Below are 24,960 nucleotides of genomic sequence, written 5' to 3' on the forward strand. Positions count from 1 at the left end.
CGGATGCCTACTAAACTACTGACATTAAGTCTGATTTCAGACATTACAAGCCGTATCAATTCACAAGAAGATTTAGATACACTTCTCGGAGAGATCATGGGCATCACCCGCGATGTCCTTCAAACGGAAGGTTCTTCTCTCCTTTTATATGACAAAGAAAATGATCAGTTAGTGTTTAACACAACCAGTGGTTTAAAAGAAGAGTCCCTCGCTCACCTAACGGTGCCTAGGGGAAAAGGGATCGCAGGGATGGTACTCGAAACTCTAAAACCAGAAATTGTCAACGATGCTGCCAATGACCCAAGGATATTCAAAGCCATTGACCAAAAAGTGGGATATGTCACAAGGAATCTTCTTTGTGTTCCCATGATTGCCCAAGGCGAAGTACAAGGTGTACTCGAAGCAGTAAACTCATTAGATAACCGTGATTTTAATAACAACGATATCAAAATTTTAAAATACCTTTCTAACTTAGCAGCCATTGCCGTAAAGAACAGACTTCTCATTGATAATCTCAACTTAAGAGCCAATGAACTCAATTGCCTCTTCCAAATTTCCCAGGCTCTTGCCAATATCCAAAGTTCTGATGAATTTATGGACCTTGCTGTCAAAACCATTTCCGAAGTTTTACAAGTGGATCGGGTTTGTCTCAACTTTGAAAAAATCGAAAAGAAAGGCCTTCCTAGATCCAAATCAAAAGGTTTTTCCGACCAAATCCATGATGAGGATGTAGAAGTTTTACTCTTTGCAGACAAAGCCGATTGGATGTTCAAAGGATTCAAAATCATTACAGCGAACTCTCCGCAAGGAATCCAACTCACTCACAAAGGACTTTTCCAACACAGCCTAATTCTTTTCCCCATTCTCAAAAACAAAGAATGGCTTGGTTCCCTTGTCGTATCCGACAAAACATCTCGTACACGTTTTGATGAAATGGACATTCGGATTTTAAGAACCCTGACCAACCAAGTGGGGGAAGCCTATACCGCCTTACAAGTAAAGATACAAAGTGAACGTTTGAAAAACATTGACCGAGACATGCAAGTGGCGGCGATGATTCAAAAACACTCACTTCCCATCATCCCTAAACAATACTCACTCCTAGAGTTTGATACCTACTACCAAGCATCAAGGGAAATTGGGGGAGACTTCTATGATATGGTCGTACATGGAAAGGATGAAGTATCCGTGATCATAGCTGATGTTTCTGGAAAAGGAACTCCTGCGGCACTCTTTATGGAATTTTCGAAAACAGTATTACAACAAGAAGTTTCTAAGACCACTTCCACAAGCGAAGCACTCTTCAATGCAAATCAGATCTTACAAGACAAATCAGGTTTCTTAATGTTTGTCACTGCAATGCTTGTAAGGATCAATATGACTAAAAAAGAATTAACCTATTCTTCTGCCGGTCATAATATGCAAATTATCTATCGTAAAAAACATCATAAAATCCAACACCTTTCTGGAAAAGGCCAACCCATGGGAATTGGAAATTGTGAGTTTTCAGAACATACGGTTAGTTACCTTCCCGGCGATTTATTAGTTTTATACACAGATGGTGTGACAGAAGCAATGAACATGAAAGAAGAACTTTTTTCAGAAGAGAGACTGGAATCTGTCATCTTATCTCATATCAATGATCCCCCAGAGGTAGTACGACAGGCAATTTTACAAAAAGTAAGTGAATTTGTGGGAGAAGCAGAACCTCATGACGACCTTTCTCTCTTTATTATTCGTCTAAACTAATAATAAGGAGTTTTTATGAAACGCATTCTATATGCCATTGCAGTGGCCTTAAGATTGGACAAACTGCACAAAGCCATGTTAGATGCTGTCATCGAAACACGTGTCAAAAACGCGCTACAAACATCTGACAAGTTACGTAAAGAACAGGATCGTTTGCGAGAAAAAGAATTTCGCAAACAAATGGAAGATTTACAAAACAATCACAACAGTAGTTTTGAAAATTATAAGTTAGAAACAGAAAATCTAATTCGTATTTTTAAAAACCAAATCCTGGTCGAAAAAAAAGAAGTTCTCAAAGAACGCGAAGTGGTGCGCGAAATGCAACGCCAAGCGATGATCCGAGAAAACAGATTCCAACATTACATTTTACGATTCAAAGAAATTCTATTTGTAAACAAAAAGGTTGTGGAATCTATCCAAAGTCTTGTCAAAGTAGAATCTAACATTGAAGATCTGTTATACGAAATAGACAACTATGATGAAAGTAAGTTCATTAAAAAACCAGAAATGATTTTAGATACAGAATTTTTAAAGGAACTCCACCAAAAAGAAGAAGAGATCCGAGACAATATTCTCAAATTCCAAAAGAAAGTAGAAAACAGCTGATCTTTTTAGATCAGCCTTTTGCTTTCATTTCATTGGGTTGGCCCGTAGACGCAAGAAGGGCTCGCCATAAAGTACTTCTCTCTGGCCTAAGAACCTTCCGTTCTGCAATCGCAAGGGAAATAGGCATCACAGTAAATACGTTATTCCAAATCCCCACCACACAACCTGTCCTGCCCGCAAAGGCAGCATGCACTGCGTTTTGAGCCAAAAAACCGCAGAATACAGAGTCTTCTGCATTGGCAGGAACAGAACGAATGATATAACTTGGGTCGATATACTTTAAGTTGAGAGTGACCCCTTCTTTTTTAAAGTACTCAGTAATTTTGTCCTTAATGAAGATTCCAATATCCGCCAACTTTTTGTTACCCGATTGGTCTTTTTCCCCTTTGTCTTCAAAATACTTTTGACCTGCTCCTTCTGCCACAATGACTACGGCATGTCCTCTTTTTTGTACCCGTTCTTTCAGAACATGAAGAAAGGCACCCTCTCCTTCTAAATCAAAGTCAAGTTCTGGGATGAGTACAAAATTTACATTTTTAGAAGCCAGAGCCGAATTGACGGCGATAAATCCCGAATGCCTTCCCATCAACTTCACAAGTCCGATCCCATTCGGTGCCCCTTTCGCTTCTTCATGAGCACAGTTCACAGCTTCTACCGCCTTACTAAACGCAGTCGAAAATCCAAATGTTTTTTGGACATAATTGATATCGTTGTCAATGGTTTTGGGAATTCCCACAATGGCGATGTCTTCTTTTCGTTTTCGAACTTCTTCTTGGATGGCCTGGGCCCCGCGTAGTGTTCCGTCCCCCCCGATACAAAACAACATCTTCACTCCGTAGAGAAAGAGTGTATCGACCATATCTCCAATATTCTGACTTCCACGAGAAGATCCTAAAATGGAACCACCAAAGTTCATAATATGCGCCACTTTGTCTGGAGTAAGTTCGACAGGCCGATGGCCAAACTTTTTGACAAGGCCTTCATATCCAAAAGGAAACCCCAAAATTCGGGGCACTTTGTACCGGTAATGAAGCTCCATCACTAAAGCACGTATGACATCGTTGATTCCAGGGCAAAGTCCCCCGCAAGTCACAATGCCTGCCGTGACTTCTTCTGGACGGAAGTAGATTTTTTCTTTGGGGCCAGCTTGTTCAAAGAATACGGGACTGGTCTCTACCGTCTTTTTGGCATCGGCAGGACCTGAAAATATAGTTTGGAAAAGAACGACGGAGTTGTCTTCCGTCCAATAGTCGTACCCCGCTGGGTTTGGTATGGTGCAAGGACCAAATTGTTCAACCTTGGTATCGTTTTCATTCATCGATCAACTTATAACAAAAAAAGAGAGAGAGGAAAGCAAATTTCATTGCCAAACAAAGGAAAAGCAGGCAGAAATGCATTTAGATGCTTAAAAAGATAGTACTACTTTCCATTCTCGCCTCAATGACGAGCCTCACTCTTTTAGCACAGGGTTTGCCTTTCTTTTCTAGTTATTCTTTTTCCGACCCAAGAGCTTCTTTATTTCAAGTGGGAGGGTCACATAACGGAAATTTGGCGATACTGATCCCTTTCCGATTTCCAAAAGAATTAGAACTTGGATATGATGGAAAACTTCCCAAATCGGATGACCCGATGGCGGGGATTCAAATTTTTTCGCCAGTAATTCCTTTCTCCACAACAAACCCATTCCGAAATCCAGAAGGAAATTTTGATGTTCGCCCGGAGCGAATGAATTCGGCCTTACTTTCCTACCAACCCAATGTCACTTATGTATATTACCGCAGTGGTTTTACTTTTGATTTAGGACTCAGTATGGGAATGTCAATGAACCAAGGTGCCTCTGGGTACGTGGATGTGGCAGAATCAAGAGTCCGAATCAAATACAGACTCAACCGAAATTTATTTTCTTTTATCAAGAACTCTCGTTGGGAACTATTTTTACAATTATCCGAACTCCACCGTTTTGATAACGATATCAATAGCCGTCTCAACTCTTCCATTCGTGCCCAAGAACCTTCTCGCACAAACTTTGTAGGAAGACAAGTTTACATCACTCCAGGGATTAGCATTTCGAATAGTAATCTAACCTTTGAAGGTATGGTCCGAGTTCCACTCAACGCAAGGGAAGCTGGCCGCACTTTAGATGAACTTTGGGCACCCGAAATCCAAGGGAACCTAGGTCTCAAGTATTATATGCCAGTAGCACCATCAACTAACTCTAATTAATTGAACTTCTTACTCATATATAAAATTTAACGTTTAGTTATTTTAGGGAATTAAACGGTTTTTGTCGCAAATCTCTTCCAAGACAAATCTATATCCATCTTAGAAATATTTTCTTTTTTGCGAGAGATACGAAACTCATTTTCGTTCCAAACGATCATTGTTTCTTCGGTGGGGCAACTCACTTCCCCACAACTGACTTCCAAAATTTCTAACTCCGCTTCTTTCGGAATGGTGGTATATTCCTCTAACCAAGTAGCAAGTTTAGAATGGAATGGAAATCCACCACCAAGTGTTCCTTTGGCGACAGATTTCCAACCATGACTGTGATTGTTTTGAATCAAACCCATCCGATCCTCCTCACTATCTCTTAAGTCTTAGACTTACGAGAAGGATCATAGTTGAGAATTGGTGAGAGCCAACGTTCCACTTCAGATTTTTCCATAGATTTGTCTTTGGAATATTCGACCACCTGGTCTTCGTTAATTTTACCAATGGCAAAATACCGAGACTCAGGGTGAGAAAAATAATACCCACTGACACTACTTGCCGGCCACATCGCACAGGATTCTGTGAGTTGGATGCCTGCATTTTTTTCTACGTCCAAAAGTTTCCAAATTTTCTTTTTTTCTGTATGATCAGGACATGCAGGATACCCAGGGGCTGGACGAATTCCGCGATATTTCTCACGAATGAGGTCTTCAGTAGTTAGATTTTCATCTTTTCCAAATCCCCATTCTCCACGCATTCTATGGTGCATGTATTCGGCGAAGGCCTCGGCAAAACGGTCCGCAAGTGCCTTCACTAAAATTGAATTATAATCGTCCTGTTTGGCTTCATAAGTTTTTGCTAACTCTTCAATACCATGTCCAGCCGTGACTGCAAAAAAACCAATGTAGTCATTTTTGTTTTTATCTTTGGGAGCTATAAAATCCGCCAAACTATAATTTGGTTGGTTTGTCATTTTTACCGTTTGTTGGCGTAACATAGGATAAAGACCCAACGATTTGGTTTTGGAATCATCTTCAAAAATTTCAACCATTTCTCCATGAGAAACCGCAGGGAACATCCCCACTACTGCCCTTGGTTTGAGTGAAGGGTTTTCTAACATCTCTTTCAGAATGATTTGTGCGTCATTGAACAAAGAAGTGGCTTCTTTTCCAATCACTGGATCCTTTAGAATCTGAGGGTATCTGCCTTTTAATTCCCAAGCTAAAAAGAATGGAGACCAATCGATAAAAGGAAGTAAGTCATTTAAACTTACATCATCAATCTTTTTTACTCCCGTAAAACTTGGTTTAGGTGGAGTATAGTCATCCCATTTTGCATGGAATTTGTTTTTGATAGCATCTTGGATTGGTAGAATGTTTCGTTCGTTCTCACGAGAATAAAATTCTTCGCGGATTCTAGTCTGTTCTTCAATCACAGATTTTGCATAATCCACTGCGGTTTGTGGGTTGAGAGCACTGTTCATTACGTTTACAACACGAGAAGCGTCCATCACATGAAGGACTGGCTTCGAATACTGTTCAGCAATTTTTACGGCAGTGTGTGCAGGGGAAGTTGTTGCCCCACCGATGAGAAGTGGCACTTGGAATCCTTGGCGTTCCATTTCTTTTGCAACATATACCATCTCATCCAAAGAAGGAGTGATAAGACCAGATAGACCAATGGCTGCTACATTTTCTCTTTTTGCCGTTTCTAAAATCTTTTCACAAGGTACCATAACTCCAAGGTCAATCACCTCATAGTTGTTACATGCAAGTACAACACCCACAATATTTTTACCAATATCATGAACATCTCCCTTTACAGTAGCGATAAGAAATTTTGCTTGTTTACTTTCGTCTTTTTGGTTTCGTTTTTCTTCTTCCATAAAGGGGAGTAAGTAGGCCACGGCTTTTTTCATTACCCTTGCACTTTTTACCACTTGTGGAAGAAACATTTTCCCTGCACCAAACAGTTCTCCCACAACTTTCATCCCGTTCATGAGTGGCCCTTCAATCACTTCCAGTGGCCTTGCAAAACTTGTTCGAGCTTCTTCTGTATCTTGGGTTACAAATTCATCAATTCCTTTCACAAGGGCATGTGTGAGACGTTCTTCAACAGTACCACTCCGCCAAACATCGTCTTTCTTTTGAACCTTAGCTTCCCCATGAAAGGTAGCAGCGGCATCAATCAAACGTTCTGTAGCATCAGGACGACGGTTAAGAATCACATCTTCAATGAGTTCGAGTAAGTCTTTAGGAATTTGTTCATATACTTCTAACATCCCTGCATTGACAATCGCCATATCCATTCCTGCTTGGATGGCATGGTATAAAAATACGGAGTGCATTGCTTCTCGGACAGGGTTATTCCCACGAAAAGAAAAGGAAATATTACTTAAGCCCCCGGATACTTTGGCACCAGGACAAACCTGTTTGATCTCACGAGTGGCTTCAATAAAATCCATCGCATAGTTGTTATGTTCTTCTATCCCAGTGGCTACAGTAAGGATATTCGGATCAAAGATAATATCGGTAGGATCAAAATCTAATTTTTCTACAAGTAGGTCATAGGCACGTTTACAAATTCGTACTTTGTCTTCTTTGGTTGCCGCCTGCCCTTGTTCGTCGAAAGCCATTACAATAGCAGCTGCTCCAAATCTTTGGATGGTGCGTGCATGGTCTAAAAATACTTCTTCTCCCTCTTTCAATGAGATCGAGTTGACAATGGGTTTTCCTTGGATGCATTTTAAACCTGCAAGTAAAACTGACCATTTGGAAGAATCCACCATAAAGGGAACTCGAGCAATGTCTGGTTCTCCTGCAATTAAGTTTAAAAACTTAGTCATCGATGCTTCCCCGTCGAGGAGAGCTTCATCAAAGTTGATGTCGATGATGTTGGCACCAGCTTGTACTTGTTGGAGTGCCACTTGGACTGCTTCTTCAAAATTCCCATCTAAGATGAGTTTTTTGAATTTTGGAGATCCTGTTACGTTGTTACGTTCGCCCACATTGATAAAACCTTGGTCTTTGGTGAGTTTCAATGGTTCGAGTCCCGCAAACGTACTCAGTTTCGGTTGTTCTTTGAGTGGACGAGGTGTAATACCGGTAACTGCCACTTTAGCCGCTCTTATGTGGTCTGGGGTTGTCCCGCAACATCCACCTACAATATTTAAAAAACCTGATTCGGCAAAATTTTTCATCCAACCACCAAACTCATCTGGTGTTTGATCATACCCACCGAAAGCATTGGGAAGTCCCGCATTCGGATAACAAGACACATAACAATCTGCTACACGAGAAAGTTCCTCGATATAAGGACGCATCTCTCCTGCACCAAGCGCGCAGTTGATTCCAACAGCAAGAGCTTTGGCATGTTTAATTGATATATAAAACGCTTCTCCTGTCTGACCAGAAAGTGTTCTACCAGAGGCATCAGTAATGGTCACAGAAAGTATTACGGGGATACGAATTTTGCGTTCTTCAAAAACTTTCTCGATCGCAAAAATACATGCTTTCAGATTTAAAGTGTCAATATTGGTTTCTGGTAAAAGTAAATCCACACCACCATCAAGTAGTGCAGATACTTGTTCATAAAAACAATCCACTAACTCATCAAAGGTGACAGCCCGAAAAGCCGGGTTGTTTACATCTGGAGAAAGAGATGCAGTTTTTACAGTAGGTCCAATGGAACCGGCAATGAATACCTCTGTTTTCCCAGTTTTTTCTTTGTATTTAGCGACAGCATTTTTAGCACAAGAAACGGCAGCAAGGTTTAGATCTCGAACGGCAGATTCCATTTGGTAGTCCGCTTGGGAGACGATGTTCGAACTAAATGTGTTGGTTTCAATGATGTCAGCACCAGCTTCAAGGTATTCCAAGTGGACAGATTCAATGATATCGGGTCTAGTGATCGCTAAAACATCGTTATTTCCTTTGATGGAAACTGGCCAATCCTTAAAACGATCTCCACGGAAGTCATCTTCTTCCAAAGAATGTCTTTGGATCATGGTACCCATAGCACCATCTAAAATGAGAATTCTCTCATTCATTAGTTTTAAAAGGGATTTGGAGGATGGATTGGTATATTCAAATTTCATATAATTATATTAGTATATAGTAAAAGGGTGCATGAATTTAGACACACACCCTATAAATCTTTTATTTACTCGGATCAGAACACTTTGCACCTTTAAGGGGTGGTTTGGTTGTTACTATCACCGGGTATTTGTTTGCTTCTTTTGCGTTTACTTCAATAGAAGGTTTGTGTTTTTCCGGAACGTCATAATCCGGGAAAATAGCATCAATTGGGCATTCATATTGACAAGCATTACAGTCAATACAAGTGTCCGGATCAATGTACAAAGTGTCCGGTGCTTCATGAAAAGCCTCTACCGGACAAACTGCTGCACAACTTGTGTATTTACAATCAACGCAAATTTCAGTTACAACATAAGCCATGAGAAACTCCATTGCCCCTTCTGGATTCTTCCAAAAAGGGCGATTTTTTTAGTATCGGTAGTGGTCCGGTTTGTATGGACCTTCGAGTGGAACACTGATATAATCAGCTTGTTTTTGAGAGAGTTTTGTTAAACGAACTCCCAATTGTTCCAAATGAAGTGCTGCTACTTTTTCATCCAAGTGTTTTGGAAGACGATGAACACCTAACTCATATTTTGTAGTGTAAAGTTCGATCTGAGCCAAAACTTGGTTAGTGAATGAACTAGACATTACAAACGATGGGTGACCAGTAGCGCAACCAAGGTTAACCAATCGACCTTCTGCAAGAACGATAATGGATCTACCGTTAGGGAAAGTATATTTATCAACTTGTGGTTTGATTTCTTTTTTGATCACACCTTTTTCAGAATTCAAACGAGACATTTGAATTTCTGTATCAAAGTGACCAATGTTACAAAGAATAGCACCATCTTTCATTGCTTTCATGTTTTCGAGAGTAATGATATCATCATTTCCCGTTGCCGTTACAATGATGTCTGCATTTTCGATTACATCTTCTACACGTAGGACTTGGTATCCTTCCATTACTGCTTGAAGAGCACAAATAGGATCGATTTCAGTTACAATCACTCGAGCACCGAAGTTACGGAGGGATGCAGCAGAACCTTTTCCTACGTCACCGTATCCACAAACAAGTGCTACTTTTCCAGCAAGCATTACATCTGTAGCACGTTTGATCCCGTCAGCAAGTGACTCACGGCAACCATAAAGGTTATCAAACTTTGATTTTGTGACAGAGTCATTTACGTTGATTGCAGGGATTTTTAAAGTTCCTGCTTTTAATTTTTTATGAAGAGCGATTACACCCGTAGTTGTTTCTTCTGAAACACCTTTGATGTCTGTAAGAAGTTGTGGGTATTTTTCGTGGATGTAATGAGTAAGATCATGACCATCATCAAGAATCATGTTCGGTCCTTTACCACCATCAAAAAATAGTGTTTGTTCAATACACCACCAGTATTCTTCTTCTGTTTCACCTTTCCATGCAAATACAGGAATTCCTGCTTTAGCAATGGCAGCTGCTGCATGGTCTTGCGTTGAAAAAATGTTACACGAGGACCAACGAATGTCAGCACCTAATGCAGCCAAGGTTTCAATTAGAACCGCTGTTTGGATTGTCATATGAAGAGATCCACAAATTCTAGCACCTTTCAGTGGCTTAGAAGTTCCGAATTCTTTACGAAGAGCCATAAGGCCCGGCATTTCTTTTTCTGCCAAAATGATCTCTTCTCTTCCCCATTCTGCAAGAGAGATATCCTTCACTTTAAATGGCAATCTTTCCGATTTTGTTTCAGTTGCTGTGGACATATTGTCCTCCTTCTTCCTTTGTTGCTTTGATAGTTAAAATTTTAAAACTTGAATCTGTTTGGATCTCATTCATAGATCCGACGCGAAAACCTGCATTGGACAACCAGGACTCAAATAATTCTGGTTCAAATCCAAGCCACAAATCCGCAAAATTATCACGCATATATTCCGCATTGTGTTTCCCCAAATCTACAATACATAAAACTCCACCTGGCTTCAAAACCCTAGCCACTTCTTCGAGCACTGTGGGTGGATGAGAGATATGATGCATCACCATAGAGGCTACGACCGCATCACAAGAATTAGTTGCCAGTGGCAAATGTTCCATAGGAGTTTGGATGAGACTCACACTAGGATTTTTTCCATAATTGGTCGATGCACTTTCGATCATTTTAGATGAGTTATCTACACCTGTAACATGTTTGGCTTTATTTAAGAGAAAAGGAATAAGGCCACCAGGCCCACAGCCCAGATCCAAAATGTTTTCACAATTGGGGAGTTCTTGCAAAATCCAAGACCGGTAGAGTTTCGGATGTAAAGTCTCTTCTTGTAACTTTTCCCAACTTTCGGCTACAGTATCAAAAAAGGATTTTGATTTTCGTTCCCTAGTTTCCAGGATTTGATGGACCATTTTTTGGTCCCGTTCTCTTGATGGAAGGTCTTCTTTATAAGATAACAATAATTTGGTGAGCTCTAAGGGAAACTTTAGATTAATATCTTCTTCCTCAGGAAGAAAACTATAAACAAGGCTTCCTTCCCTACGAGACCCAATAAGTCCAGCTTCGGTGAGAATTTTCAAATGGCGGGAAATCCGAGACTGGCCCATACCTAGAATTTCCACCACTTCGTTCACAGAAAAAGCCCCAAAACTTAAGATATGGAGGATCCGAATCCGGGTTTCATCGGATATGGCTTTGGTTGCAGAAAGCAGGTGGCCAGAAGGCCTAGATTGAGAAAGGGTTTCGGTTGCCATATCCAAGATATCTACATATCAAGAAATCTTGATATGTAGACTCCGGCAAGCAAAATATGCTAAAAAATCAGGAGATTTTGAAGAAATTGATCTTTCTTTTGAGGGTTTCCGCTAAATTTGCGATCCCATTGGAGGTAGCAGTCATCTCTTCGAGCCCAGCCGCTGTGCCTTGGGTCAAATCGTTGATGCTGAAGATGGCTTGTGCCACTTCCCCGATCGCATTTTTCTGTTCTTCCATGGACAAACGAATGGCCTGACTGATCTGGTTCACCTTATCCACTTCTTCCCCCACCTTCTGGTTGATGATGAGTTGTTCTCTTGTGCTAGTTTCAATGCTATCTGTCATTTCGTTGAAGGAACTGACTCCTTGGATGATTCTCTGAATGAGAGAAATAGTGGTTTCGATATTCTCACGACCACTTTCGATTTCTTTTTCATTCGCTTGGATGAGCTCCCCTATGTCATTGATAGAACTTGCTGTTTTTTCAGCCAACTTCCCGATTTCATCGGCAACGACGGCAAATCCTCTTCCATACACTCCCGCTCGTGCAGCCTCAATAGCAGCATTTAGCGCAAGTAAGTTGATTTGTTCCGAGATAGTATTGATGATTTCAATGACACTTCCAATTTCTTCGGAACTGTTACTAATTTTGGTAATGGAATTTCTCATTGAATCCAGTGAAGCTTGGCCTGACTTTGCTTCTTCCGAGATGAGAGTTACATCCTTAGATGCTTTACCTACTTGTCTTCCCGTTGCTTCAATCAAACTGGAAAGTTCAGCCATTTTTAATTTCAAAAAATCTACTTTGCGAAACTGGTCTTCTGCTTGTGCATCTACGTTTTGTACTGCAGCCGAGATTTCTTCAATGGAGGCAGAAATTTCTTCTGCTGACGCAGCCTGCGTTTGGGCATTCGAAGAAAGCATATTGAGTGAAGCAGACATTTGTTCTGCGGAAGAAGCTAGATCTTCAGAAAAAGCCTGATTGGATCCTACTACTTCAGAAATTTGTTTTAAAGTGGCGTTTAGTCCACGGGCAAGTCTTGCAAACTCATCGGAAGATTCCATTTTTGCATTATGGCGAAGGTCCCCAACTTCGATGTCTTGCAGAATTTTTCCTATGGTTTTCATTGGTTTGAATCTTGCGGTAAACAATAAATAAATAGCTAATGCAATAAATGCAGCACCAACAATACTAATCACTGTTAGTCCCCTTAGGGAAGATAAACTCTCTACCTCAATTTCTTTTAAATCAATAGTAGAAAAAAATTGAAGCCCATATTTCTCGCTTACTTTTCTTCTTAGTAAAAAAGTAGACCCTTCCCAAGGGTTACGAAAAGATTCGGTTTCTCCCGCATTTTTTGCCAAAGCTTCAAATTCTGAGTTCTTAAAACTATGCATTAGATATTTCGGATTTGGATGGTATACCATAGTGGATTTTCTATCGAGAAGGAAAGAATAACCAGTGGTTCCAATCTTTACGTTTTTAAGAAAGGATTCCATTGCTTTTCCCACAAGAAATGGCATTCCAGCCATTCCAATGATGGTTCCATTGGCACTTTTTACAGGACTTGTCACCATGATCACAATATTTCCGTTAAATGGAGATTTTACGGCGGTTCCTACATGGATTTTCCCTTCTTTAGCTGCATTGATATTTTCCAATAAATCTGGATTGGATGCTAATGAATAACCAACACTGGAACCATTCGGTAGACCAGTGGCAACAATGGGTACACCTTCTGCAATGGAAGCAAGGAATGCATTTTCCAAAAGCAGTTGGGAGTCCCCGAGTACTTTTGCAAGTATCGGCTCTGCTAGTTTGTAATTTTTAGTTTCCAAGGCTGTTCTTACTGCAGGTAAGGAAGCCACTTCTTTCAAATTGATTTCCACGGATTCAAAATAAACATTGATCCCCGCTTCATTACTTTGATTGAAATTATACAATTGGTTCGAAAAGGCTTTTTCCAAAGACTTAGCATTGACATTAAATGCATAAATCAAAAGGAAAATAGAGAGAACCATAACCATAAGTGAAAATATCACGGGAACTGTATTTCTTAAGTTTCTATAATAAGGAGAAATCCTTTCTTTTAGTTCTGCTTGGAAGATCTCATCTTCCAATACCAAATGAGATGCTTTTTCCAAAAGGATAAAAGAAAACACCACATTGAGAAGTGCAGTAAGAATCAAAACACAAACGATATAGAATGAATCTGATTTACTGGTTTCGGGAAGGTATAAAAGAGGACCAATGACAATGGGAAGAGCTAATGCCCACTGGGCACTTCCCACAAGTGCACCCACCACAGGCATCTTGGCAATCAGGTTCCAAACAGCAACATAGGTTTTTGGATCTTTCTCTGTTTGCGATTCGAGCTCTATGAGTCCTTGTTTGATCGCTTTTAATTTTTTAGGAAAGATGAACGACGGAAGGAGCAAACTCACAAGAGCAGCAGCGATTGTTGCCCCAATGAAAGTTTTGATCTGCGTAGGACTTAAATCGACATAGAATAGAATTAAAGCGATTCCGATGGGAACCACGATTCCCAAAGAAAAAACTTGGGAGGCGAGAGTGAATGCCCTTGCGTAGCGTTTGTATAACTTCATTGAAACTTAGACCTAAGACGCAAGGTAATTTCCGTATCCCATACGGCAAGGTTTTATGGATTTCCCCGAAGTTTTCCTAAAAAGAGAGTTTTACACCCACGTTGGCCGAGTAGAGATCTTTGCCACCGTACAAACCTTCAGCAATCACCTTAACTAGGAATAAATCCAGTTCCAAACCAACAATTCCATACCCGATCCCCCGTTTGGAATGGGACTCACCACTAGCTCGAAAGCCGAGTGTAGCATTCGGGTTTTGGGCAAGGAGTTCCTTGTCCAAGGCAGCTTGGTATTCACGAGGAAGTTCCAGAGGAAGGGAATCGTTTAAAGTAACGACAAAAGGGCCACGTCTTGAGAGAGAGGCAGAGTTATTTCCTGAGTTCCAGCTGTAACCCCCACCCACGATGACATTGGCAATCCAAAACACACCAAGGCCTGTACGCAAATCGATATTGGTAGTTTGGACTTTGGTATTAAATGCAAAGTTGGTATCGCCGCCCCATTTTCCTTTCACACCTTGAAATTCAATTTGGGCAGCTTTTCCTTCTAAATAACTAAGACTCATATTCTGTTCCATCACATGATGGCCCACACCCACATTGATTCCGTTCCAAGTGATTAGGTTCATTAAAAAACCTTCTTTTTCTATCAATTGGTAACGGACCATTCCACCATACGACCGTACGGCGATACGTCCTTCATAATTTTTATTATTAGAAGCAGCCTGGATTTGGTCTTCTGTGACGGCGACATTCATACCATGTAAAAAGATACCTATCCTTCGAACATAACCACCTTCAGAAGTTCCGAGTAACCAACCAGGGTTGATATCCAAATGAAAAGAAGGTATGACAGCTCCACCTACGTTCGGAAGTTTCGGGTATTTGATATAATCATCTTTGATTTGGATATCGTCTTTTTTGTATCCAGCGGCTGATACACTCACTCCAAATTGGATGCGGCGCACAGTACCTGTTCCGATATTACTAGCACCTACGTTGGCAAGAAAACCTGCTTCTAAATTTGTTTTGAGTACTTCGTTTAAGTATCCTGTTTCAAATTTTTTCAGGGAACCATTCCCTGCTTCTGTCAGTGTAGATGGTAAAAAACTACAGGCTGATCCTTCACAAGTGAATTGTGCTTGCAGTTCGCTTTGCGACAAAGCTGTGACAAATACTAGTAAAAGCAGCATGTTTCGTAATTTCATATTGATCCGTATTCTCTACCTATTTTCAACAATTGGAAAGATAAATTCTTTCCTAAACAGACACTTCTTTTGCTTTTTTTGCCGTACTAATCCAAAAAACTCCCGTGAGTACGAATAAAGTACCAATGCTGTGTAGTATTGTTATCGGTTCGTCTAGTAACCAATATGCCAAAAAAAGAGTCGACATTGGTCCAACTGAGCCTACTATAGCGGCTGTTTTGCTACCAACACGTTTGATCCCTTCGGAAACAAAAATCGCAGGCACTACTGTATTGACTGTACCCATTACAAAAGCAAGAGCATAAAAAGAGAAAGGTTGCTTCAGCTCTTGAAAGGTACCAAAAATTGCAAAATGGACAAACACTGCAACAGAAGAAACAATCAAAGCCCAAGCTGTATATTTTTTAGCACCTAACTTCGGAATGATGGATCCACTCCCCATCAAGTAAATGGCATAAGTGAGCGCAGATAACAAAATAAAAAACGCACCCAAACTCACATCTTTTGCAGAACCTAATTGCACATCTTGTCCATAAGCTAAAAAGACACCGGTATAGGTCAAAAGTAGAGAAAACACTTCTCGGATATAAATTTTCTTATTTAAAAAGAGAAAGGATAGTAAGACTACAAGAGTAGGATAGATAAAAAGAATGATTCGTTCAAGCCCAGCACTGATGTACTTTAGTCCCAAAAAATCAAATAAACTTGCTAAATAATAACCCACCACTCCCATAAGAAGGACATGGATGATATCTTTTTTGGTAAGAATGGTTTTTCCTTCTTCCTGTTCTGCTTTCCATGCAATCCAAACCAAAAAAGGAAAGGCAAATAACATTCGAAAGAAAAGGGATCCAATCGCAGAGATTTCATACCGGTAGGTTAACTTTACTACGACCGCCTTTGCGCTGAATAAAAGTGCTCCGACAAGAACAAGAACTACCCCTTTCCATTCTGTACTTAATTTTTCTCTCACAAGTCCATCCTGAAAAAGGCAATAAATCCCGATAGTTTTATTGAATGAAACTAACTTTGGCTTTGGGGATATCTGTAATTTTTGGATTTGTCCTTTGGGGTTCCCCTGCAGATGAAATTTCGAAACCATTTTTACGAGTGTTTCCGAGTTTTCGGCCAGAAGAATGTGAGGACTGGGCAATTCGTCCTTTTATCTGCAAACAATGTTTAAAGGAAGGAAAACGATACGCTCAAGAAATTCGTTTTTTTGAAGATGGACCGTACCGGACTCACGGATGTTATGCAGAACCTGGTGGATTTGAAAGTTTAGAGGAAGAAAGAAAAACCGGGAACGAAAGTCCCCGGTAGGATTTGTAGAATTATTTTTTTACACAACCCATAATGCCAGCAAAACCTGGGGCATTTTTCAAACAGTTTGGATCAAATTTTCCTTCCATACACTGATCGATCATTTTTTGTTTACCTTGTTGTAATCCTGCGAGAACTGGTGCCGCTGCTGGATTCTTTTTAGCTTCTTCTTCGATTTGAGTGAACGTGCTAGCGAGAGCAGACTCACACTCTTCTTGGGTATACACTTTGGATTTACAATTCGCCAAGAAAAGCCCGAGAGCGAGCGCCAAAATGAGGGATTTTTTCATGAAAAACTCCGATACATAGATTTCATGATAGCTTCTTTTTTAGAAAGGGATTTGAAAACAAAAAAATGATTCACCATATAGCCATAGGTACACCCCACCCTTCCCATTTAGCCAAATTTTACCTCAAAATTCCCGGTTCAAAAAAAATTAAAGAATTCTATTACGAATCAGGAGAGGTTCGTTCCCTATGGATCGGATTCGGTTCGTTCATACTAATGTTAGAAGAAGGAGAGAAACAGTCCCCCCGCGCTCTTGTTTTTTCTTATTCGAAAACAGAAAGTTCCGCATGGACTCAATTTCTCAACCAAGTGAAAATCCAAAACCAAACTGATTACACAATATACTTTTTGGATAGTGATGGAAATCATTTGGGAGTAAGCACGTATCCAGAAAAACTAGAGCCGCATTTAGAAATGAGTTGAGTAAACAACCAAATTTACGTAAGGTAACATTCACTTAGGAATATAATCCAAGAGAATGAACATTAAACAAGTGTTATCGGAACAATCAGAAACTATGTCAGCCAACTCACTTCGTATGACAGGAATTAATTCCAAGTTATCAGAAATACTATTAAAATTCAACCTATAGAGGAGACATTTTCCTTTGGAAAAGGCAGAAAGGAATCTTTCCAAGCGACTGCATAAGCCCAAAGGAGACCACCCGTTTGGAACTTGGAAAGACTGTGTCTGGTCGGTTTTGCAACAAAGCTAGAGGCGTTATTGCCCAGCCACCTCGCGAGTCAAAAATCTTTTGTTGTAACAACTACTATCCAATTAGACCACCTCCTTTGCTCATACCTTAGCTATGCCTTTTCTAGTACTATAAAGAAAAAACGTCAAGAAAACATTTGATCAAAACTAAAAATAAAAGAAGATAGTGTAACCATGGCAAAAGAACAAGAGGAAAAAACCTTAGGCAAGTCCGACCAGTCTAACTCGCTCCAGCTGGATTTTGAAGTCTCTATTTTTGATCTTTTCAAACATTACTTTCAGGTTACAGTTCGTGTCAAAACAGACCAATTGGAGATGAACTTTTGTTTGCCCAGTTGGACCCCCGGTTCCTACATGATCCGAGATTATGGTACTCACTTACACAAGTTCGAGGTCAAAAATTCCAATACAGGAGAATCTGTACATTGGGAGATGGTAGACCTACACCGTTGGAAATTAAAAAATCTCCCTCCTGAATTTGAAATTTCTTATATCATTTATGCCTTTGAAGACTTTACTGTGAGGACTAATTATTTAGAAACTGAGTTTGGGTTTATCAATCCTCCTGCTTTGTTTTTATACCCAGAAGGAAAACTAGAACAATCTTCTACAATTCAGTTTCAAGTTTCCAATCATTTCCCTTACGTGTATTCAAGTCTAACTCGAAGTGAAGAAGACAATCATATATTTTTTGCTGAAAATTTTGACGAACTCTTTGATTCACCATTTCACTTAAGCAAACAAAACTCGGTCTTTTTTACTTCAGGCTCCACTAAACATGAATTACTTGTGGAGGGCGATGTAACTTTTGATTTTAAAACCAAGTTAGCTCTGGATCTAAAACGAATTACCGAAACCCAAATCGATTGGATGATGGATTCACCTAACCCTTACTACCTATTTGTTCTTAATTTAAGTTTACCTGCTTACGGTGGATTGGAACATAGAGCCTCTAGTATCAATTACTTCAATCCAGAACTGATTTATGATGAGGAAGAATACAAAAAGTTACTCGAACTTTTATCTCATGAATACTTTCATCTTTGGAATATCAAACGGATTCGACCCATTGCCCTTGGTCCCTTTGACTACCAAAAACCAAACCTAACTCGTGAGTTGTGGATTGCAGAAGGATTCACTAGTTTTTATGATGCTTATTTTCTCTTCCACTCTGGTTTTCTCTCCAAAGAAGAATACCTATCCAAACTCCAATCAGATATTTTTTCTTTGGAAGACAATGAAGCTGATTATTGGATGAGCCTTGAGGAATCTTCTTTTACCGCTTGGACAAAGTATTACAAACGAAATGGAAATAGCCACAATATCACTGTCTCTTATTATACGAAAGGTGGGGTGATCGCCCTTTGTATGAATTTATTTTTACTCAAAGAATCAAAAGAGAAAAAAACCATTCGCCATGTGTTCCAAAAATTAAATGAAATTTTTGTTAAAACAAAAAACCGAGGATTCACCAAACAAGAGTTTTTTGACACTGTGAAAGAAGTGACAGGAGTAGATCTTAAAACTGAATTCAACCAATACTTAGAATATCCAAAACCAATTCCTGTGGACCACTATTTAGATATCATTGGAATCCAAAGAATCCAAACCGATAGAGTTGGTGACACTGGGTTCAAAACAAAAGAAAAAAATGGGAATTTATACATTCAGAAACTCTTGCACAAAGCAGATATGGCTTCGTTTGATTTGATGTTAGACGATGAAATCCTTGCCATTAATGGGAAACGGGCCACTGCAAACTCATTGCAAAAGTTAGAAAAAAATTTAGGGCCGGGTGAAAAATTCCACCTCATCCTTTCCCGTGCTGGGAAAATCAAAGAATCTATGATTACTGCTTCCGGATATTACAAAACTAGAAAATTTGTGATAGCAGAAGACTGCTCTGATGACAGAAAAGAACTACGAGAATTTTTCCTAAGGAATATTGTATAAATGCCAGCTCTCTTTAATTATATTTTAACACCCTCTAGTAAAGATGAAGTACTTCTTGATAGACCTCTTCCCCTTTCACACAGGCATCCAAAACATTGGATCCATATTACAGCTGAGAATGAGGAAAAACTGATGTTTCTCTTTCAGAAACATGATATCCACCAACTTACAATTGAAGATATTTTAAATCCCAATAGTAGGATAAAACTGGAAATCTTTCACAATTATATTTTCTTTATTTTCCGAGGTTTCCATTTTGAAAGAAACCAACTCACACAAAAAAACTTTAACTTCATTCTTACTCCAAACCAAATTATCTCTCTAACCTTGGACTACCGCGATACTATTGGCGACATCATAGACCAGTGGAAGGTGAATAACAAAATTTTGGCACGCGGGTATGAATTCATTGTTCATAAAATTTTGGATATTGAAACAGACCATACACTTGCTATCACCCAAAAAATAGAGGAACGGATAGAACATTTTGAAGAACAAATTTTTGGGAATGCAAAGTCTCTAGACATCAGTAACGTTTATAGTTTGCGATCAAGCCTTCTTTCGATCAAAAAAGGGATGTTACAAAACAAAGAAGTTTTGGAAGATTTAGAAAAAATTAAAAATAGTTTTTTTAGTGATGAGGCAGATGCTTTCTTTCGCGACGTAAGAGACCATTCCCTTCGAATTTTGGAACTAGTCGATAGTAATATTGAATCTATTTCCTCTGCTCTAGAAGCACATATCGCCATTTCCACGCGTAAAACCAATGAGATAATGAAGATCCTCACCATCATGACTGCCATCATGTTACCCATGTCTTTAGTGGCAGGAATTTACGGAATGAACTTTCGACATATGCCAACTCTGGAATGGGAATATGGATTTATCTCTGCATTGGGTGCGATGGGATTTTTAGGAATACTAATGTTACTGTATTTTAGAATCAAACGTTGGTATTGATTCTAAATCAAACTTCGAATTTGAACCAATAATTCCGGATCTTCTTCTGGAGGTTCTACTTCTCCCCTGGTCCACTGATTAAATAGTTCCTTCAAACGTTTGTTTAGTGAATCAAACTCAGGGGAGTTGGGAAATAAAATGACAGAATTTGGTTTCACTGTTTTTCCTGTTGTGGATACAAAAGCAAAATCCGGAATCATTTTCTCTAAGGTTTCAGCAGAAAATGCGGGATAGTTAGAGCCAAGCCAATCCACAGAAGGCAAACAATTCTTTTGAAAATAAGCATCACTTAAAGCTGAGACAAGAGCTCGTTTCAGTTGTTGTTTCCTTTCTTTTTCAAGCCGCTCTTCTCTTTCTCTTAGTTTCTTTTTAAAGAAATTTTCTCTACGTTTTTGGTACAAAAATTGGCGGTCCATCTGTGCATAGGTTAGTATTGATTTTGCCTTCGCATAACCAGAGTTCACGATAGGAGTCACACCCAAAAAGTAGAAAAGTTTATAAAACCAAGGAATGTATTTGAAATAAACGGATTGGAGATTTTTGCCGTAAGTTTTCACAAACTCATCATCTTTGAAGATAGGTTTTAATTCTTTTTCATTGAGTTCAATGATGGCTTTTAAATATAAAATATGTTCTGTGGTAAATCTATAATTTTGAAAGATCAAATGGTTGATGTCTTTGATATTGTTTTGGTTATTATTCACGAAAACAGCAATCTTTGCATCTTGGTCATGCCATTCTGCAGAAAGGACTTTTGGATTCTTTCTTAAAAGATCAACGATGATCGTATCATGTTCGTTGTCTTTTTCCAAATTGATTCGAAGAAGTCTGGAATCGAAGTCAAATTGACTATCCAACATCTTCATATATACTTTCAGGAGTCGGTCTACTTCTCGTTTTTTTTCCAGTTCTGCATATTTTACAGCCATTTCCGCCACTTTTCGCAAATTATGAACTAAAGGATAAAATCCATTTTCTTTTAAAATTTCTTTAAAACCATACAAGGTATCAATTTTCGAACGAATCAGATCAATTTCGCTAGGTTCAGAATTCCCGCTCACAGGTGTTGTGGAATGGATACGATCGAAGGCCAGTCGAATTTCGGTATCAAAAGCCTTTGCCAAAGGTTCTACTTTAGTCACCAAATACTCATTGGCGATATGTAAAAAGTTGGCCGCTTCACTTTCCGGTACTGAATAAAACCCAACATGGGGAAGGACAACAATCCTTGGGTCCGATTCCAATTCATCAATGATTAGTCCACGTGACCTCTTCAACATATCAGCTGACGGTTGTAAGGGGAATTGTTTTGGTTCTAACAACCGGTCCAATTCATCACCACTTCCTTTTTCTTCTTTATAATCAATGTCCGCAAGTTTGTTCAGTACAGTTCGCCAAGTTTCTTCTGTTAGGATGCGTTTGGCTTGAATGTATTGAAATAAATGTTCCGTAGATCTTGTGATCAGTAATTTATAGGGTTCTTCTAAAGGCATTCCCCCAGGAAGCCCCACAAGAAACGTGACTAAACGTAACTCACCCACATCAGCATCAAATTTGATTTCAAAAAGTTGAGTAGTAAGACCATAATCAATGAGCTGCCACAAAGCATCTAATGCAGTTTCACGATCCAATTTTAGTTTTTCAAAATTGGAGTCTGTTGGACGAAACAAATGCCCAGCTTCTATATTTTCGCGTGAACTTTGTACCTCTACTGTCTTCATGATGGACAAAGCTTCTTTTTGTAGAATGATCCCTGAAGACCTTCCTAAGGTTTCTTTGGTTGTCAGTTGCAAAAAATGATCGTGCGGAGGTGATATTCTCATAGTTTAAATGGCAGTGAGTCCGCCATCAACAGTCCAATTCGATCCGGAAATATATCCAGATTCCTTTTGAAGAAGGAAATTGACCACACGAGCAATTTCGGAAGGTTCTGCGATTCGCCTAACAGGTGTTCTCTCTATGATTTTTAATTTATGATCAGAAATTTGGTCTTCTTGGATTCCCATATTGGTGTCTACAAAACCTGGACTTACGGCATTTGCTGTGATTCCATACTTACCCCATTCATCAGCAATTGACCTGATAAATCCAACTAACCCATGTTTGGAGGAAGAATAAGCAACAGAATTTGCAGAACCCACAATGGATAAAGACGAGGCAATGGCGACAATGCGTCCAAAACTCTGAGTTTTAAAAATAGGTAATACTAATTTGGATAGAAGGAACAAAGTATTTAAATTGATACGAAAAATAGATTCCCATTCTTCCACAGAAACCTCTGTAATCGGATGGTAAGGTCCACCAAACCCCGCGTTGTGGACAAACCCATAAAGATCTCCTGCCTCAGAACTCTCTTGGATGATTTTGGAAAGTGACCTCTCTACCACAAAAGGGGTTTCTGCCAAATCAACTTCCCTATAGGTTTCTTGGAGGATGGGGGATGTGGGCCTCACTTTGTCCAGGTTCCAGACAGAAAACCCTGAAAGGACAAGGGTACGAACAATTTCCCTTCCAATTCCGCCACTGCCACCGGTCACGAGTACAATCGATTCCTTGAATTCCATGGGAACTATAAGATTCCTTTTTTTGGGGTAATGGATAAGTCATCGATAAAGATAGATTTAGGCAAGTGGGAAATACTCCACAAATACTCGGAAATGTCCGAGGAAGAAACCATATCATTCTTGTCAAACTGGGGTCTCGTGTCCCAAATTTCAGTGGCGACGGCCCCGAGGCTTACATGAATTACCTTGGTTCCGAAGGGTTTCCACTCCTCCCGGAGCGACCGAGCCACACCCAAAACCGCATGTTTGGAGGCACAATAGGCCACAGATTCTGGAAAGCCTTGTTTTCCCGCAGTCGATCCTAAAAAAACAAAAGTGGAACTGCGAAATGAAGACAATAGAGGGGCAAAAGCCTTAGAAAGTAAAATGAGGGAATGCACATTTAGATCAAAATGGGATTTTAATTCCTTCTCCTTTAGTTCGGCAATGGGGCCAAACACCCCATCCCCTAAGGCGAAGTAAACAAGAAGGTCTACTTGTTGCAGAGAAGAAAGGGAAGATGGCAAATCTTGTTGGAATCCAAAGTGAGAATCAAGCGAAGTGGAAAACGTTTCCAGGTCTTTTTCATTTTTGGCATCGAAGCTAAAAGTTCCGTTTTCTTTTCCAGGGAATGAAGCGAGAGTTTCTTTTCCCTTTCTAGAAAATCCAAAGAGAGAAACGGTAGGATCACTTAAAAATCGTTTGTGGAGCCCTTGTCCAATTCCGGAACCAATTCCAAAAATATACACATGGGTCCCATCTTTCATATTCGTCTTGCCATCACCTGTAAAAGAAAGTGGACCGCTTCCAAATGTTTATTGGCCTCTGCCACCGATTTTCCCCAAACCGTTGGTCCATGACCTTCGATGAGTAAAAAAGGAACTTGCGGTTTCCCTTTGGTTTCTATGTAACGTTTGATCTCTTGGGCAATGGTGGGAACATGAGTATGGTTGTAAAAGACGGGGAAACTTAGATTAGGTTTTTCATCCCAAATTCCAAAGGCTTTGATGATTTCGATCGGAGGTAAAGGAAGGTCCCGAAAACCCTCTTCCTTCCCAATTCCAAACTCAAGTAAGTTGGAATCCAAAGTATGTACATGGAGAGCTGCACCTGCATCAGGTAGAGAGGAATAGACCACCTGATGGATGCTAGTTTCTGCAGAGGGTTTTAAACCAACACCTGCAGAAACCAAAGAACCATCCTCAACAGAAACACAAACAAAGTCTTTATCTGTGAGTTCCCCTTTGTGTTTTCCAGAAGCCGTAATCCAAAACACATCTCCCGCGCGACTAGAAAGATTTCCCGCAGTGGCATACATCCACTGCCTTTCATAATAGGTATGAGAGAGTTTGGTTAGTTCCTGAAGTGAGGAGTTAGGATCCAAATCTATTTGTTCACTCGCTCCACGTAACTCAAATCACGGAGGTCAATTTTGACAGTGTCCCCTTGTTTGATAAAGATGGGTACTTGGATTTCTCCACCTGTTTCAACAGTCACACGTTTTAGTGCAAGACCAGTTGTGTCCCCTTTCAATCCATCTTCTGCGTAGGTAACTTCCAACACAGCAAAGTTAGGAGGTGTGACCCCAATTGGTTTCTCATTGTAAAATGCAACTTCCACTGGTGTTTCTTCTTTCATAAAAGGAAGGATGTCTTCCACATAATCTTTTGAAACGGGGATCTGCTCGTAATCGTTGACGTCCATAAAGATGATCTGGTCACCGTCAGCATAACAGTACTGCATTTTGCGGCGTTCTAAATCCACACTTTCCAGTTTTTCTGCAGCTTTGAATGTCCTTTCAATGGAAGAATCGCGAACAATATTTTTAAGTTTGGTACGGATGAATGCAGAACCCTTTCCTGGGTTCACAAACTCGGTTTTGACGACGGAATAAAGCTCATTGTCAATCTTGAGAATCATTCCTTTTTTTACTTCTGTAATGCCTAAGTTCATAATTTCGTTACTCGTAAACAAAATCCGAGGGACTTGGCCCTGTGTCAACCGA

The 24,960-nt window shown here is 39.8% G+C and carries 22 protein-coding genes; 7 read left to right on the forward strand and 15 right to left on the reverse strand.

All coding sequences use genetic code 11. From position 1 onward, the window contains the following. Positions 1–3: 3 nt before the first annotated feature. A complete protein-coding gene (locus LEP1GSC203_RS18400) occupies positions 4–1,749 on the forward strand; it encodes a SpoIIE family protein phosphatase (protein WP_002975757.1) in 1,746 nt (581 codons plus the stop codon). 15 nt (positions 1,750–1,764) lie between these two features. Next, complete coding sequence (locus LEP1GSC203_RS18405) at positions 1,765–2,355, forward strand: hypothetical protein (protein ID WP_002975693.1); 591 nt, start codon at positions 1,765–1,767, stop codon at positions 2,353–2,355. A 10-nt stretch (positions 2,356–2,365) separates the two neighbouring features. Here LEP1GSC203_RS18405 and LEP1GSC203_RS18410 read toward each other — a convergent pair whose 3' ends face one another. Continuing rightward, positions 2,366–3,673, reverse strand: coding sequence for an ATP-dependent 6-phosphofructokinase (locus tag LEP1GSC203_RS18410; RefSeq protein WP_002975623.1), 1,308 nt, complete (start codon positions 3,671–3,673; stop codon positions 2,366–2,368). A gap of 83 nt (positions 3,674–3,756) precedes the next feature. Here LEP1GSC203_RS18410 and LEP1GSC203_RS18415 point away from each other — a divergent pair, with 83 nt between their 5' ends. Continuing rightward, the gene (locus LEP1GSC203_RS18415) at positions 3,757–4,578 is read left to right on the forward strand and encodes a hypothetical protein (protein WP_002975718.1); all 822 of its coding nucleotides are present in this window, start codon (positions 3,757–3,759) and stop codon (positions 4,576–4,578) included. Positions 4,579–4,628: 50 nt separating this feature from the next. On the opposite strand, the gene LEP1GSC203_RS18420 is transcribed toward LEP1GSC203_RS18415, so the two are convergent. The 8 genes from LEP1GSC203_RS18420 to LEP1GSC203_RS18455 all read right to left on the reverse strand — a co-directional run bounded on the left by LEP1GSC203_RS18420 (position 4,629) and on the right by LEP1GSC203_RS18455 (position 16,149). Beyond that, a complete protein-coding gene (locus tag LEP1GSC203_RS18420) occupies positions 4,629–4,925 on the reverse strand; it encodes a hypothetical protein (protein ID WP_002975707.1) in 297 nt (98 codons plus the stop codon). Between the two features lie 20 nt (positions 4,926–4,945). Further along, positions 4,946–8,662, reverse strand: a complete 3,717-nt coding sequence (metH, locus tag LEP1GSC203_RS18425) for a methionine synthase (protein ID WP_002975705.1) — start codon at positions 8,660–8,662, stop codon at positions 4,946–4,948. Positions 8,663–8,723: 61 nt separating this feature from the next. Beyond that, a complete protein-coding gene (locus LEP1GSC203_RS18430; RefSeq protein WP_002975800.1) occupies positions 8,724–9,023 on the reverse strand; it encodes a ferredoxin family protein in 300 nt (99 codons plus the stop codon). Between the two features lie 48 nt (positions 9,024–9,071). Continuing rightward, a complete protein-coding gene (gene ahcY, locus LEP1GSC203_RS18435) occupies positions 9,072–10,391 on the reverse strand; it encodes an adenosylhomocysteinase (protein WP_002975666.1) in 1,320 nt (439 codons plus the stop codon). Continuing rightward, entirely contained in the window at positions 10,375–11,364 is a 990-nt protein-coding gene (locus tag LEP1GSC203_RS18440) for an ArsR/SmtB family transcription factor (protein WP_002975807.1), read from the reverse strand. The genes ahcY and LEP1GSC203_RS18440 overlap by 17 nt, the downstream gene beginning before the upstream one ends. Positions 11,365–11,431: 67 nt before the next feature. Then, entirely contained in the window at positions 11,432–13,972 is a 2,541-nt protein-coding gene (locus LEP1GSC203_RS18445; RefSeq protein ID WP_002975743.1) for a methyl-accepting chemotaxis protein, read from the reverse strand. A 76-nt stretch (positions 13,973–14,048) separates the two neighbouring features. Continuing rightward, positions 14,049–15,176 carry an Lsa36 family surface (lipo)protein gene (locus LEP1GSC203_RS18450; RefSeq protein WP_039938465.1) on the reverse strand — a complete coding sequence of 376 codons (1,128 nt, stop codon included), beginning with the start codon at positions 15,174–15,176 and terminating at the stop codon, positions 14,049–14,051. Positions 15,177–15,228: 52 nt separating this feature from the next. Beyond that, positions 15,229–16,149, reverse strand: a complete 921-nt coding sequence (locus LEP1GSC203_RS18455) for a DMT family transporter (RefSeq protein ID WP_002975702.1) — start codon at positions 16,147–16,149, stop codon at positions 15,229–15,231. 44 nt (positions 16,150–16,193) lie between these two features. Here LEP1GSC203_RS18455 and LEP1GSC203_RS18460 point away from each other — a divergent pair, with 44 nt between their 5' ends. Next, positions 16,194–16,496 (forward strand): hypothetical protein, encoded by a 303-nt coding sequence (locus LEP1GSC203_RS18460; protein WP_002975590.1) that lies wholly within the window; start codon positions 16,194–16,196, stop codon positions 16,494–16,496. Between the two features lie 11 nt (positions 16,497–16,507). Here LEP1GSC203_RS18460 and LEP1GSC203_RS18465 read toward each other — a convergent pair whose 3' ends face one another. Beyond that, positions 16,508–16,786, reverse strand: a complete 279-nt coding sequence (locus LEP1GSC203_RS18465) for a TIGR04454 family lipoprotein (RefSeq protein WP_002975661.1) — start codon at positions 16,784–16,786, stop codon at positions 16,508–16,510. A gap of 65 nt (positions 16,787–16,851) precedes the next feature. Here LEP1GSC203_RS18465 and LEP1GSC203_RS18470 point away from each other — a divergent pair, with 65 nt between their 5' ends. From LEP1GSC203_RS18470 to LEP1GSC203_RS18480, 3 genes are all read left to right on the forward strand, one after another. Beyond that, positions 16,852–17,208: a VOC family protein gene (locus LEP1GSC203_RS18470; RefSeq protein WP_002975613.1), complete on the forward strand. Its 357-nt coding sequence runs from the start codon at positions 16,852–16,854 to the stop codon at positions 17,206–17,208. 465 nt (positions 17,209–17,673) lie between these two features. Next, positions 17,674–19,452 (forward strand): M61 family metallopeptidase, encoded by a 1,779-nt coding sequence (locus LEP1GSC203_RS18475; protein WP_002975713.1) that lies wholly within the window; start codon positions 17,674–17,676, stop codon positions 19,450–19,452. Continuing rightward, positions 19,453–20,412 carry a magnesium transporter CorA family protein gene (locus LEP1GSC203_RS18480; protein WP_002975650.1) on the forward strand — a complete coding sequence of 320 codons (960 nt, stop codon included), beginning with the start codon at positions 19,453–19,455 and terminating at the stop codon, positions 20,410–20,412. A 2-nt stretch (positions 20,413–20,414) separates the two neighbouring features. Here the strand turns inward: LEP1GSC203_RS18480 and LEP1GSC203_RS18485 are convergent, their stop codons facing one another. From LEP1GSC203_RS18485 to efp, 5 genes are read right to left on the reverse strand one after another with little or no spacing between them, the layout of a single operon-like run. Continuing rightward, positions 20,415–22,235: a hypothetical protein gene (locus tag LEP1GSC203_RS18485; RefSeq protein WP_039938468.1), complete on the reverse strand. Its 1,821-nt coding sequence runs from the start codon at positions 22,233–22,235 to the stop codon at positions 20,415–20,417. Between the two features lie 3 nt (positions 22,236–22,238). Then, on the reverse strand, positions 22,239–22,976 hold the full coding sequence (locus LEP1GSC203_RS18490; protein ID WP_002975732.1) for an SDR family NAD(P)-dependent oxidoreductase: 738 nt from the start codon (positions 22,974–22,976) through the stop codon (positions 22,239–22,241). A gap of 5 nt (positions 22,977–22,981) precedes the next feature. Next, entirely contained in the window at positions 22,982–23,722 is a 741-nt protein-coding gene (locus LEP1GSC203_RS18495) for an SDR family oxidoreductase (RefSeq protein WP_002975615.1), read from the reverse strand. Next, entirely contained in the window at positions 23,719–24,339 is a 621-nt protein-coding gene (mtnB, locus tag LEP1GSC203_RS18500; protein WP_002975723.1) for a methylthioribulose 1-phosphate dehydratase, read from the reverse strand. Before mtnB ends, LEP1GSC203_RS18495 begins: the two co-directional genes overlap by 4 nt. 2 nt (positions 24,340–24,341) lie before the next feature. Next, on the reverse strand, positions 24,342–24,908 hold the full coding sequence (efp, locus tag LEP1GSC203_RS18505; RefSeq protein WP_002975761.1) for an elongation factor P: 567 nt from the start codon (positions 24,906–24,908) through the stop codon (positions 24,342–24,344). Positions 24,909–24,960: the final 52 nt, after the last annotated feature.

Source organism: Leptospira terpstrae serovar Hualin str. LT 11-33 = ATCC 700639 (genome assembly GCF_000332495.1).
Taxonomy (GTDB): Bacteria; Spirochaetota; Leptospiria; order Leptospirales; family Leptospiraceae; genus Leptospira_A; species Leptospira_A terpstrae.

Coding starts and splice junctions, on each gene's coding strand:
- LEP1GSC203_RS18400 (WP_002975757.1), top strand. CDS start 4: ATGCCTACTAAACTACTGACATTAAGTCTGATTTCAGACATTACAAGC.
- LEP1GSC203_RS18430 (WP_002975800.1), bottom strand. CDS start 9,023: ATGGCTTATGTTGTAACTGAAATTTGCGTTGATTGTAAATACACAAGT.
- LEP1GSC203_RS18475 (WP_002975713.1), top strand. CDS start 17,674: ATGGCAAAAGAACAAGAGGAAAAAACCTTAGGCAAGTCCGACCAGTCT.
- LEP1GSC203_RS18445 (WP_002975743.1), bottom strand. CDS start 13,972: ATGAAGTTATACAAACGCTACGCAAGGGCATTCACTCTCGCCTCCCAA.
- LEP1GSC203_RS18440 (WP_002975807.1), bottom strand. CDS start 11,364: ATGGCAACCGAAACCCTTTCTCAATCTAGGCCTTCTGGCCACCTGCTT.
- metH (WP_002975705.1), bottom strand. CDS start 8,662: ATGAAATTTGAATATACCAATCCATCCTCCAAATCCCTTTTAAAACTA.
- LEP1GSC203_RS18460 (WP_002975590.1), top strand. CDS start 16,194: ATGAAACTAACTTTGGCTTTGGGGATATCTGTAATTTTTGGATTTGTC.
- LEP1GSC203_RS18410 (WP_002975623.1), bottom strand. CDS start 3,673: ATGAATGAAAACGATACCAAGGTTGAACAATTTGGTCCTTGCACCATA.
- LEP1GSC203_RS18450 (WP_039938465.1), bottom strand. CDS start 15,176: ATGAAATTACGAAACATGCTGCTTTTACTAGTATTTGTCACAGCTTTG.
- LEP1GSC203_RS18470 (WP_002975613.1), top strand. CDS start 16,852: ATGATTCACCATATAGCCATAGGTACACCCCACCCTTCCCATTTAGCC.
- ahcY (WP_002975666.1), bottom strand. CDS start 10,391: ATGTCCACAGCAACTGAAACAAAATCGGAAAGATTGCCATTTAAAGTG.
- efp (WP_002975761.1), bottom strand. CDS start 24,908: ATGAACTTAGGCATTACAGAAGTAAAAAAAGGAATGATTCTCAAGATT.
- LEP1GSC203_RS18420 (WP_002975707.1), bottom strand. CDS start 4,925: ATGGGTTTGATTCAAAACAATCACAGTCATGGTTGGAAATCTGTCGCC.
- LEP1GSC203_RS18490 (WP_002975732.1), bottom strand. CDS start 22,976: ATGGAATTCAAGGAATCGATTGTACTCGTGACCGGTGGCAGTGGCGGA.
- LEP1GSC203_RS18480 (WP_002975650.1), top strand. CDS start 19,453: ATGCCAGCTCTCTTTAATTATATTTTAACACCCTCTAGTAAAGATGAA.
- LEP1GSC203_RS18405 (WP_002975693.1), top strand. CDS start 1,765: ATGAAACGCATTCTATATGCCATTGCAGTGGCCTTAAGATTGGACAAA.
- LEP1GSC203_RS18465 (WP_002975661.1), bottom strand. CDS start 16,786: ATGAAAAAATCCCTCATTTTGGCGCTCGCTCTCGGGCTTTTCTTGGCG.
- LEP1GSC203_RS18495 (WP_002975615.1), bottom strand. CDS start 23,722: ATGAAAGATGGGACCCATGTGTATATTTTTGGAATTGGTTCCGGAATT.
- LEP1GSC203_RS18485 (WP_039938468.1), bottom strand. CDS start 22,235: ATGAGAATATCACCTCCGCACGATCATTTTTTGCAACTGACAACCAAA.
- LEP1GSC203_RS18415 (WP_002975718.1), top strand. CDS start 3,757: ATGCTTAAAAAGATAGTACTACTTTCCATTCTCGCCTCAATGACGAGC.